The sequence below is a fragment of the Acinetobacter sp. UBA3025 genome, from assembly GCF_002367915.1.
GTDB lineage: Bacteria > Pseudomonadota > Gammaproteobacteria > Pseudomonadales > Moraxellaceae > Acinetobacter.
The window spans coordinates 1-11086 of the sequence record NZ_DFDO01000050.1 but is presented as its reverse complement, the minus strand read 5'-3'; the positions used below and the strand labels follow the sequence as shown (position 1 = coordinate 11086).

Sequence of the window (11086 nt, the reverse complement as noted above, 5' to 3'; positions counted from 1 at the left end):
TATTTCTTCATTGTGTGCTTTCCAATTGCGAGTTGAAAAAGTCTAATGATTCTATGAATACACCTAACTTTTTCAACTAACTACAAATGTGTTGCACTTGGGATTTGAATCTGCGAAATAAAAAAGCCTGCTTTCGCAGGCTTTTTTATTTAAATATGGCAATTAACCACGTTTAAATTTTTTCTCGGCTTTCTTGAATTTCTGTACATAACGACGGCGACGCGCAGCAGTACGTTCGTCCAGTTGTGACTTGCGACCTTCAAACGGGTTCTCTGAGGTTTTAAATTCAATTTTTACTGGTGTACCTTCAAGTTTGTACACTTTACGGAATACGTTTTCCAGGTAACGGCGATAGTCCGCAGGTGTCTTATCTACTTTATTACCATGAACCACGATAGTCGGTGGATTCTGTCCGCCCATATGCGCATAACGCATCTTGATGCGACGACCTTGTACAGTAGGTGGTTGGTGCGCTTCAGTGGCATCATTCAGGATCTGGGTCAGCTTCGCTGGTGATACTTTCAGATGTGAAGAATCATAAGCACGGTGAATCGATGGATACATCTCACCGACCCCTGTACCATGTAGCGCAGAAATCAGGTGGATTTTCGCCCAAGGAATAAAGTCAAAACGACGTTCCACATCCAGCTTACATTGTTTACGATCATATTCAGACATGTTGTCCCATTTATTGATCGCAATCACCATGGCACGGCCAGCTTCCAGTGCATAACCGATCAGGTGCAAGTCCTGCTCTACAATGCCTTCACGGGCATCAACAACAACCACAACTACGTGCGCATCTTTCATCGCCTGCAAGGTTTTCACGATTGAGAATTTCTCAATCATTTCATCAACTTTACCTTTACGGCGTACCCCAGCGGTATCAATCAGGGTGTACTGACGACCATCACGCTCAAAAGGAATATAGATTGAGTCACGCGTCGTTCCTGGCTGGTCAAACGCTACAACACGCTCTTCACCCAATAGACGGTTAACTAACGTTGATTTACCTACATTTGGACGACCAATAATTGCAAGGCGCAGACCAGTATTCTTGTCATGTTCTTCCGGACTTTCATCTTCAGGCACATCTTCAAGTACTTCTTCCAGCATTTGCTGTACGCCACGGCCGTGGCTAGCAGCCACTTGCATAGGCTCGCCCATACCGAGTTTATAAAACTCGACCAGAGCAGCTTCAGCATGTACGCCATCAACTTTGTTAGCTACAAGGAAAACTTTCTTGCCCAAAGTACGCAGTTCACGAGCAATCTGTTCATCAGATGCCAGAAGTCCGGCACGTGCATCGACCACAAAAATGATCATGTCGGCTTCATGAATCGCGGTTTTAGACTGCTCAGCCATGTAGGAGTCAATACCACCTTCATTTTCACCGATACCACCAGTATCCACGACAATGAAAGATTTGTTTTGATAGATCGCATCACCATATTTACGGTCGCGTGTCAGACCTGCAAAGTCTGCTACCAATGCGTCACGGCTCTTGGTTATCTGGTTAAACAGAGTTGATTTTCCGACGTTCGGACGACCAATGAGCGCAATTACGGGTTTCATAGATTAACCTTTATTCAATATCAGGCTGTCTAAAAATGGCCTGAACATCAGAAAGTTTTGGAAGAAAAAGGGAATAGAATTAAAGCCTAAAATAAATAAAAACACGGGGCATTGAATATTCAATCACCCCGCGTAAAAAATACGGTTGGCTTATTTTAGCATAAGCCAAACAAAAATTAACGATTCTGCCAGATGCTTAATGCACCCTTGCGAGTCGAAACATAGAGCTGGTTGTCAATTACGCGTAAATGACGCACTTCACCAGAAGTTTTAGCACGACCAATAATCTGTCCTGTTGATGGATCTAACAGGTGCAGTACTCCGTCCAGATCACCTACGACAAGTTCAGTTCCGAGCATTACCGGATTGCTCAGCTGACGATTCAACAACTGGTCATTTTCCCATAAAGGCTGGCCAGTGGTAATTCCATAAGCGCTGATTTTACCATCGGTTTGGGCAACAAACACGCCATTACCAACCACTTCCGGTCGCTGGATACTGCTAGCATCTTCACTCCAGATTACCTGTTGTGAAGCCAGATCAAATACAGTCACCTGACCTTGATAGCTAGTGGTCACAATAAACTGACCTGCTACGACAGGATCACCGTCAATATCGATCAAACGCTGAATGTCAGAACGACCATCAGAAATCGCAACACGGCGCTGCAATTTAGGCACACCACTTAGGGCATCGATTGCATAAATATAAGCATTTGAAGTCGCAATCAATACATTACGTGCATCTAAAGGCACCGGAGCCGCCATGCCACGCAGGCTAAACTGGACATTCGGTAAATCGTAGGTCCATACCTGAGTGCCTGAAGCCACTTCGTGGGCATATACAGTACCATCATTAGTAACAGTAATTACGCGACCTGCATGAACCAGTGAAGGCGCCAAAATGGCACCAGTCAATTGTGCAGTCCAGCGTTGTTCGCCAGTCTGCTGATCTAGTGCGATCAGTTGGCCTTTGTTGCTGCCAACCACCACGATCCCATCAGCGGCTTCAACGCCAGAGCTTAAAGTATCTTTGCTGACTTTTTTCTGCCACAGGCGCTGCTTGCCATTAAAAGCAGTGACTTCACCCTTAGGGTCGATCGCAAATACGACTCCGTTATCCGTATCCAGACGTAAACGTAGCGGATCAGCCTTCTCTGTTGAAGAAACACTGGTCGAAAATACAGGAACAAGTGTTTTAGTCTGACTGATTTTTGGAAGTGGATTCGGTTTTACTTCTGGTACTTTATTGGTCTTACCCGCACAGCCAGCGAGTGCAAGGGTTAAAACAGTTAAAGCACAGGTGATTTTATATGTTCTGTTCATTCAGCTTCTTCCACTTGTGTTTCTATAATTGGGCGTTCGATTTCCGGGTCATCGACCAACACGCCTACGCTTTCGAGCTTAATTTGTAAAATTTGACGTTCTTCTTTACGTTCAATCAAAGCATCCCATGCACTTTGATATACTTTTTTGGCATTTTCAATATCATTTTTGGCAACATAGATATCGCCACGTGCTTCATCAGCGGTTGCTTTAAATGCAGGTTCAGTCACTGCATCTAAAGTTTTCAGGGCTGCATCATATTTTTTCTGTGCTAATTGTGCATAAGCCAGACGCAATTTAACGACCTGAACCAAGCCTTTATCATCAACTTTAGAGTTTTCAACTTTTTGTAGTGCTTTCTCAGCAGCAGCATAATCCTGCTTGTCATAAGCCAGTTTCGCCATGACCAACTGGGTTTGAATCGCTTGGGCTGAATCCGGTGCTTCTTTAACAATTTTGTCTGCAGTTTCAGACAGCTTGGCAAAAGCATCACCGTCAGCGGCCTGCGCTTCATCCATCAGTTGCTGAACCTTGGCAGTCTGCATTTGCGATTCTGCCAAGTTTTTCTTCTGCCAATATTCCCATCCGAAAAAGGCAATCAGCGCAACCAGAATCCCGATAATGATCGAAGAACCATATTTCTTCGTGAAGGATTTTAAACTTTCAAGTTGTTCATCATCAGTCATTGCACTCATGCGATTACCTTTTTCCTAATGTTTTATCGATTATTTTGAAGAAATTTTAGTACTGAAAAATGCGACAAAGTCAGCAAATGGCACAGTAGATTGCTCTGCAGTCGCCAGCTCTTTCACCGTAAAGCTTTGTGCTTCAAGTTCACGCTCACCGATAATGGCTGCATATAAAGCACCGGCCTGATCGGCTTTTTTCATTTGCGATTTCATTGAACCTTGAGAGCCGACTTTCAGACGAATATTACTGCCTGCAGCTTCCAATTGATCACGAATCTGTTCAGCCAATACCAGTGCTTTACCTTGAGAAGCAGGATCGGCAACTAGGAATACTTCGCAATCACGTACTGGAGTATTGTCTTCAACCTGTTCCAGTAGAAGCAATAATCGCTCCATCCCCATCGCGAAACCGACGGCAGGTACAGATTGATCTGCCTTGCCTTTCAATTGACCGACCAAGCCGTCATAACGACCACCAGCACACACAGTACCTTGCGAACCTAAGTGAGTAGTGGTCCATTCAAATACGGTTTTGTTATAGTAGTCCAGACCACGTACCAGTTTCTGATTGATGACGAAGCTAATACCGGCATCTGACAAATACTGTTGTAACTGGTTAAAGTGTGCCAGTGTTTCTTCACCCATAAAGTCGTGAAGTTTTGGCGCATTTTCTAGGATGCTTTGAGTTTTGGCATCTTTGGAATCCAGAATACGCAGCGGATTAGTCGTCAGACGACGTTGAGAATCTTCATCCAGATCCGCTTTATGCGCTTGCAGGAACTCTACCAGTGCCGCACGATACGCTGCACGCTCATCAGACTCACCCAATGTATTCAGTTCAAGTTGAACCTTGTCAGCCACGCCCATACGTTTCCATAGACGTGCTGTCATCAGGATCAGTTCTGCATCCTGATCAGGCGTTGCCACACCAAATGTTTCCACGCCAAACTGGTGGAACTGACGATAACGGCCTTTTTGCGGTTTTTCATAACGGAACATCGGTCCGATATACCAGACTTTCGGGGTCGCACCACGAAGCAGGTTATGTTCCAGCATCGCACGTACACAGCCCGCTGTTCCTTCAGGACGTAGCGTTAAAGATTCAGGCGGATTACCTTTGTCCAGAAAGGTGTACATTTCTTTTTCAACGATATCTGTGGCATCACCGATCGAACGTTTAAACAGATTGGTCTGTTCAACCATCGGCAAACGGATCTGTTGATAGCCATAGGCATCCATCAGACCTGACAGATGCTGTTCAAGACGTCTCCAAGCTGGGGTTTGCGTTGGGAGAATGTCATTAAAACCTTTGATTGCGACGATTGAACTCATGATCTACTCAGAAAAACTTGTGCGAATAATTTCTTTTGATTTGGCTTCTTCAAGCTCGGAAACACGTTGACGAACCATTGATTCGATTTCATCAACCAGTTGATTGGTATCGATTAAATGGCTCTTTTCACCATTACGATACACCAGTGAGCGCGGACTTGCACCTACTACACCAATATCGGCTTCTTTGGCCTCGCCCGGACCATTCACTTTACAGCCAATCACAGACACATCCATCGGCACGCGAACATCTTCCAGACGCTCTTCCAGGGTCTGCATCACTTTAATCACGTTAAATTCCTGACGTGAACAGCTTGGGCAGGCAATGAAATTAATTCCGTTAGAACGAAGACCCAGCGATTTCAGGATATCAAAACCGATCTTGATTTCTTCTTCAGGCTCAGCTGCCAGAGAAATACGCATGGTATCGCCAATGCCTTCCATCAGTAGACCACCCAAAGCAATCGCTGATTTTACTGAACCGGTACGGTATACGCCTGCTTCAGTCACACCGAGATGCAATGGATTATCAATCTGTTTAGACAGCAGACGATAAGCATCCATAGTCAAAAACACATTTGATGCTTTAACCGATACTTTGAATTCATGGAAATTCAGACGATCTAGAATGTCGATATGACGCATTGCAGATTCTAGCAATGCTTCACCTGTTGGCTCGCCATATTTTTTCTGGATATCTTTTTCCAGTGAACCGGCATTGACACCAATCCGCATGGAAATATCGTTATGACGTGCTGCTGCCACGACTTCACGAATCTTGGCTTCTGAACCGATATTCCCCGGGTTAATACGCAGACAGTCTGCACCCAGATCAGCAACAGCCAGCGCAATTTTATAGTCGAAGTGAATATCTGCGACCAGTGGTACGTCAACTTGCTTACGAATTTCACCAAATGCGGCCGCTGCTTCCATACTTGGAACAGAGACACGCATGATGTCTGCGCCTGCATCCACACAACGCTGAATTTGTGCAACAGTTGCTGCGACATCGCAGGTTTCAGTATTGGTCATTGACTGAACAGTGATCGGTGCATCACCACCGACATAGACAGAACCGACACGGATTTTACGTGTTGGACGGCGCTGAATTGGATTTACGATCATGATTTCGCCCTATCTGCTCACCATTAACGAGATAAACGGAAATCTGCTTTTCCGTTAACCGTATAAGGTGACAATGAAATACTTTCATTATTTAAACTGAGTGATACTGCTGTCGCATCATCCAGTCGGATCTGGAATGGCGCTTCACCGTTCAGCTCTAAAGTAGATGCCTGACGGCCAGTAGCCAGCACGTTACCGCCTGCATCTACAATATGCACAGAAGTCGGACGGCTAAAATCAAGCTTAAGCTGATCACCGGACATGGCAGCACCGGCATCCAGATTTAAAATCTCAACATCAGAAGAGGTGTCCGCAACTTCGGCACTATTCTCGCTGCTCTCTGACCAGTTCTGGATCATGGCGACCAGTGCACCCAAGATCAGTACCACAACCAGTGCAATCAGGCCACGCTTTAACCATTTGCGGTTACGATCACGCTTTGAACCTGGCAATTTACCCATGATCTTGATTGGAGAATCTTTCAGGGCGTGCGTTGCAACCATACCGGTATCATTGGCATAAATTTCATCAAAACGCTGAATCAGGCTAGAAGCATCGACACCGAGATATTTGGCATAGGTGCGGTAATAGCCCTTGATAAAGGTCGCTTCAGGCAAAGATTTATAATCATCCTTTTCCAAGGCACTCAGGGTCTTTACCGGAATATTGAGTTCTTTGGCAACGTCTTCAAGCTCACGTTGCTGATTAATACGAATCTTGCGTAAGTACTCACCTGGACGCTGAACATTTCCTAACGCGTTTGGAGCTACGCTCGAATTATTCGAATCTGAATTAGGATTTACTTCCATACGGCCTCAGTACTGTACTGTAATTGCAAATAACGTTGGTATTCCGGGCTTTCAGGGAACAATGCACGTAATTGATTTACCAATACCTGCATGCCTAACTGATCGCCACTGGCACGCGCAGTGCGAATGCCAATCCAGAGCGCACGGGCACTCTGGTTTTTCTGCCCCACGCCACGTACAAACTGTTCATACATTTGAGTCGCGGCCGGGAACTGCTGGTTCAGATAAAAAATTTCTGCCAACTCTAACATTGATATATACGAAGCGCGATTAGCCTGTAGTGCCTGTTTGAATGATTTTTCAGCATTCACCAAATCACCCTGTTTCAGGTAAATCCGTCCCATATTTTCAAGGGCACGAAATCGCTGGTCATAACCTAAAGTTGCGCCGGCAATTTCGAACTGCTCGATCGCATCTTTATAGCGCTCAAGCTGATATAAATAGGTGCCGTAGTTATTTCGTGCCTGGGCATTTTTTGGATCTGCCGAAATTGCACGCTTGAAATAACCTTCGGCCTTTTCAAGATTAGGTTTGCTGCCTTCCTGCTGAAGCAGCACGCCCATCATCATATTGGCTTGCGAATCACGCGGATTAGTTTCCAGTGCCTGATCCAGCGCACGTTTAGCTGAATCCAGATCACCGTTTTTAAGATATTCAACCGCCAACTGAGTACGAACCTTGGTGGCTTTTTCCGGGTCCTTCTGACCCAGATCTGGCGTTTGACACGCAGTTAAAACCAAAGACCCACATACTACTGAAACCAAAGCAAGTTTAGATGTCAGATTACTCAATTGGCGACCTCTTGTTATCCTTGTGAGCGCATAATCTCGTTGGACTGCGCAATTTTCTTTTTCCACTGTTCCGCACGACGGGTACGGTCAGCGACTTGTCCTACCAGTTGTCCACACGCAGCGTCGATATCATCACCACGTGTCTGACGAATCGTACACACAAAACCGGCATCAGACAAAGTTTTTTGGAAAGAAATAATCCGGTTACGGCTTGAACGGCCATATGGCGCATGCGGGAACGGGTTAAATGGAATCAGGTTAATCTTGCTTGGCAGATCTTTGAGCAGCTTGATCATCTGCTGGGCATGTTCAGGCTTGTCATTTACGCCATCCAGCATTACGTATTCGATGGTTACGTGCTTACGCGCACTTTCATTACCATCTTTAGTGATATAACGCTGACAAGCGGCAATAAGCTGCTCTAGCGGATATTTTTTATTGATTGGCACCAGTTCATTACGCAGTTCATCATTGGTTGCGTGTAATGAGATCGCCAAAGCCACATCAATATCTTGTGCCAACTGGTCAATTTTCGGCACGACACCAGACGTTGAAAGCGTCACGCGGCGTTTAGACATGCCATAAGCAAAATCGTCCAGCATAATGCGCATAGAATTTAATACAGCGTCATAGTTCAGCAATGGCTCGCCCATACCCATCATCACCACGTTGGTCACTGAACGCTCACGCTCAGCCACAGGCACTTCTTCCATATAGGAATAGTTGGCCATCCACAACTGACCGATGATTTCAGCTTGAGTCAGGTCACGCTGGAAACCTTGCTTACCGGTTGAACAGAATGAACAGTCCAGAGCACAGCCCACTTGTGAAGAAATACACAGGGTCTTACGTGAGCCAGTTTTGTCTTCTGCGGGAATCAGGACAGTTTCAACCAGAGAGCCGTCACCATCACCGACACGGAACACCCATTTACGGGTACCGTCTTTGGAATAGTTTTTATGCACCACTTCTGGCGCTTTAATTTCACAAATCTTTTCCAGTTTTTCACGCAGCTTGCCCGAGATATTGGTCATCTCGGCAAAATCAGTCACGAAATACTGATGAATCCATTTCATCACCTGACCGGCACGGAACTTCTTCTCGCCCATATCTTCGAAGAATTTTTCCATTTGCGGACGTGACATGCCTAGTAAGTTCACTTTTTCCACAGAATTTTGCTGTGCAGGAGTGGACGGAGATTGTTGCTGTCCATCAGAAACTGCTGATGTAGCGACCACTTCAGTACTCATGTGTATACCTAAACCATGTCTAAAGATGAAAGGAGAAGCTCAATATCTGAGCAAAGAATTATTCAGAGAATAAAAAAACCAGATAAGTATAATAACACTTATCTGGTTTGAATACTGCGTATTAACGAGTACGTGGAGCAATCTCAGTTTGCGCGAAGAAGTAGTTAATTTCGCGGTCAGCAGATGCTACAGAGTCAGAACCGTGAGCAGCGTTTTCGTCGATGCTTACAGCGAAGTCTGCACGGATTGTACCAGGAGCAGCTTCTTTAGGGTTAGTCGCGCCAAGGATGTCACGGTGAGCAAGAACAGCGTTTTCGCCTTCAAGAACTGAAACAACAACTGGACCAGAAGTCATGAATGCAACTAGGTCACCGAAGAAACCACGTTCTTTGTGCTCAGCGTAGAAGCCTTCAGCTTCAGCTTGAGTCAGGTGTTTCATTTTAGTCGCAACGATTTTAAGACCTGCTTTTTCGAAACGAGCAAAGATGTCACCGATGTGGTTTTTAGCAACTGCGTCTGGTTTTACGATAGATAATGTACGTTCAATAGCCATGATTGGCTCCTTAAGTCAATTGTTGACATGAAAATTTGCCGCATTATACCGAATAATGGACTTTTTTCTGCCTTTAAACTGTAAAAAAATTGCTTTTTTCAAACTGGCAATTAACGTGCTTCGTCAATCCATGCCATTTGAATGGCTTCCAGAAGCCCTTCGGTTGATTTGGTTGGATCGTCTTCAAAATCAGGAAGTGCACATACCCAGGCATGCAGGTCGGTAAAGCGAACCCATTGCGGATCCACGTCTGGATGCGCTTCATACAATTCAATCGCGATATCGAGGGTATCTGTCCAACGTAAACCCATGTCTATTCCTAAGCCTATTTACTGTGATGTAGTACTTTAGCAAATTTGCAAAATTCTGCGAGCCTTTGCCAGATCATCTCGTGATTTTTTACAACATGATATTAAAAAAAGGTGCCGTAAATACAATCATGGTGGCCACCAGCGCGCCCAATATGGCTCCTACCGCCACATCACTTGGATAATGCAAGCCTAAAACCATTCGGGAGATCGCGACCAGAATGGCAAATGGCAACATTAAAAACAGCAAAAAAGGTACGATATAGCCCAGCACAATGGTCACCATCACTGCATGCAAGGTATGTCCCGAAGGAAAACTAAAATGATCCAGCGGATGCTCACAGAGCCGAATCACCTGATGCACCTGATAAGGGCGTGGACGTACTGTTTTGGTTTTTAGAAGTTTATAAATCAGGGTTCCGACCATACTGCCAAACACCAGATAAACAATCTGTAAGGTATACATCAGACCCTGAATCAGCCAGACGGCAATGAGCATCAAATACCAGAATACGCCATTGCCCAACCGGCTAATGATTTTGAAAAAAGCTGCAATGCGTTCTGAATGTGAAAAATGATTAAGATAAATACAGCCTTTTAAATCAATTTCTAAAAATTTTAGTTTTGCATTCTGAAATTTCATTGTAAAGCTCTTATTGTTTTATGCCCTGTATTTCAGGTTTTGCACGACTGAAAAATAGAGCTTGTTCAAATTGACACATGAGATAATCGCTATTCACCTTTTTTAGTTTCTTAATACCTGCATCCTTCTGTAATCGTTATAAATCGCCTAATTCAAACATCTAACAGATGAATTCTTACTACTATCCCAACCTACTCAGCCAACTTTTCCGATCATGTTGCAGCTGTAAACAAGTACATCCATGATCATTAGCGATCATTGCTCCACCGCTGGCCATCGCCTCCTGCACTATATTTTCTAACCTTTCAATCCGACCTATCCCTGAACTGTTAATAGATAATTTATTTATACTGGTATTCAGTGAAATAAGTCTGAATTACCACATTCAATTCATTCTTTGAGAATAATTATCTAGCCTTTAACAAAACCTGAGAAGGATCGAATGTGCTTCGAGTATAGTGCAGTTATAGCACCCAAGACTTTGGTGAAAATGTATCTGTAAGCCGCTTTTTGCTTTGCTCTTACTCAAAATTTGGTTATTTCAAAGCATTTAAAAGCTAATGAGATATAGGTAGCTACTCATGCTTTTAAACAAGCACAGGGATAAGGTATGACTATTTTATGAATTGAGATGTAAGAATTTAAGAGAGACTTATCATTAATTAATATTAGATCTCTTGCGAAAG

At 44.4% G+C, this 11086-nt stretch carries 11 protein-coding genes; all 11 read right to left on the bottom strand.

Going from position 1 to position 11086, the window contains the following annotated elements:
* Window positions 1–162 precede the first annotated feature (162 nt).
* On the bottom strand, window positions 163–1575 hold the full coding sequence (der, locus tag B4J23_RS02040) for a ribosome biogenesis GTPase Der (protein WP_166139054.1): 1413 nt from the start codon (window positions 1573–1575) through the stop codon (window positions 163–165).
* Between the two features lie 176 nt (window positions 1576–1751).
* Window positions 1752–2900, bottom strand: coding sequence for an outer membrane protein assembly factor BamB (gene bamB / locus B4J23_RS02035; RefSeq protein ID WP_291358623.1), 1149 nt, complete (start codon window positions 2898–2900; stop codon window positions 1752–1754).
* Window positions 2897–3595 carry a YfgM family protein gene (locus tag B4J23_RS02030; protein ID WP_005232125.1) on the bottom strand — a complete coding sequence of 233 codons (699 nt, stop codon included), beginning with the start codon at window positions 3593–3595 and terminating at the stop codon, window positions 2897–2899. The genes bamB and B4J23_RS02030 overlap by 4 nt, the downstream gene beginning before the upstream one ends.
* 30 nt (window positions 3596–3625) lie before the next feature.
* Complete coding sequence (hisS, locus tag B4J23_RS02025; RefSeq protein ID WP_125279599.1) at window positions 3626–4921, bottom strand: histidine--tRNA ligase; 1296 nt, start codon at window positions 4919–4921, stop codon at window positions 3626–3628.
* Window positions 4922–4924: 3 nt separating this feature from the next.
* Window positions 4925–6046, bottom strand: coding sequence for a flavodoxin-dependent (E)-4-hydroxy-3-methylbut-2-enyl-diphosphate synthase (gene ispG / locus B4J23_RS02020; RefSeq protein WP_004782104.1), 1122 nt, complete (start codon window positions 6044–6046; stop codon window positions 4925–4927).
* Between the two features lie 23 nt (window positions 6047–6069).
* Complete coding sequence (locus B4J23_RS02015; RefSeq protein WP_291358622.1) at window positions 6070–6855, bottom strand: helix-turn-helix domain-containing protein; 786 nt, start codon at window positions 6853–6855, stop codon at window positions 6070–6072.
* Window positions 6846–7646, bottom strand: a complete 801-nt coding sequence (pilW, locus tag B4J23_RS02010) for a type IV pilus biogenesis/stability protein PilW (protein WP_005232134.1) — start codon at window positions 7644–7646, stop codon at window positions 6846–6848. The genes B4J23_RS02015 and pilW overlap by 10 nt, the downstream gene beginning before the upstream one ends.
* Before the next feature lie 14 nt (window positions 7647–7660).
* Window positions 7661–8896 carry a 23S rRNA (adenine(2503)-C(2))-methyltransferase RlmN gene (rlmN, locus tag B4J23_RS02005; RefSeq protein ID WP_291358621.1) on the bottom strand — a complete coding sequence of 412 codons (1236 nt, stop codon included), beginning with the start codon at window positions 8894–8896 and terminating at the stop codon, window positions 7661–7663.
* A 121-nt stretch (window positions 8897–9017) separates the two neighbouring features.
* The gene (gene ndk / locus B4J23_RS02000; protein ID WP_004782097.1) at window positions 9018–9449 is read right to left on the bottom strand and encodes a nucleoside-diphosphate kinase; all 432 of its coding nucleotides are present in this window, start codon (window positions 9447–9449) and stop codon (window positions 9018–9020) included.
* 110 nt (window positions 9450–9559) lie between these two features.
* Window positions 9560–9760, bottom strand: a complete 201-nt coding sequence (iscX, locus tag B4J23_RS01995; protein ID WP_005232138.1) for a Fe-S cluster assembly protein IscX — start codon at window positions 9758–9760, stop codon at window positions 9560–9562.
* An 88-nt stretch (window positions 9761–9848) separates the two neighbouring features.
* Window positions 9849–10400, bottom strand: a complete 552-nt coding sequence (locus B4J23_RS01990; RefSeq protein WP_004782094.1) for a phosphatase PAP2 family protein — start codon at window positions 10398–10400, stop codon at window positions 9849–9851.
* Window positions 10401–11086: the final 686 nt, after the last annotated feature.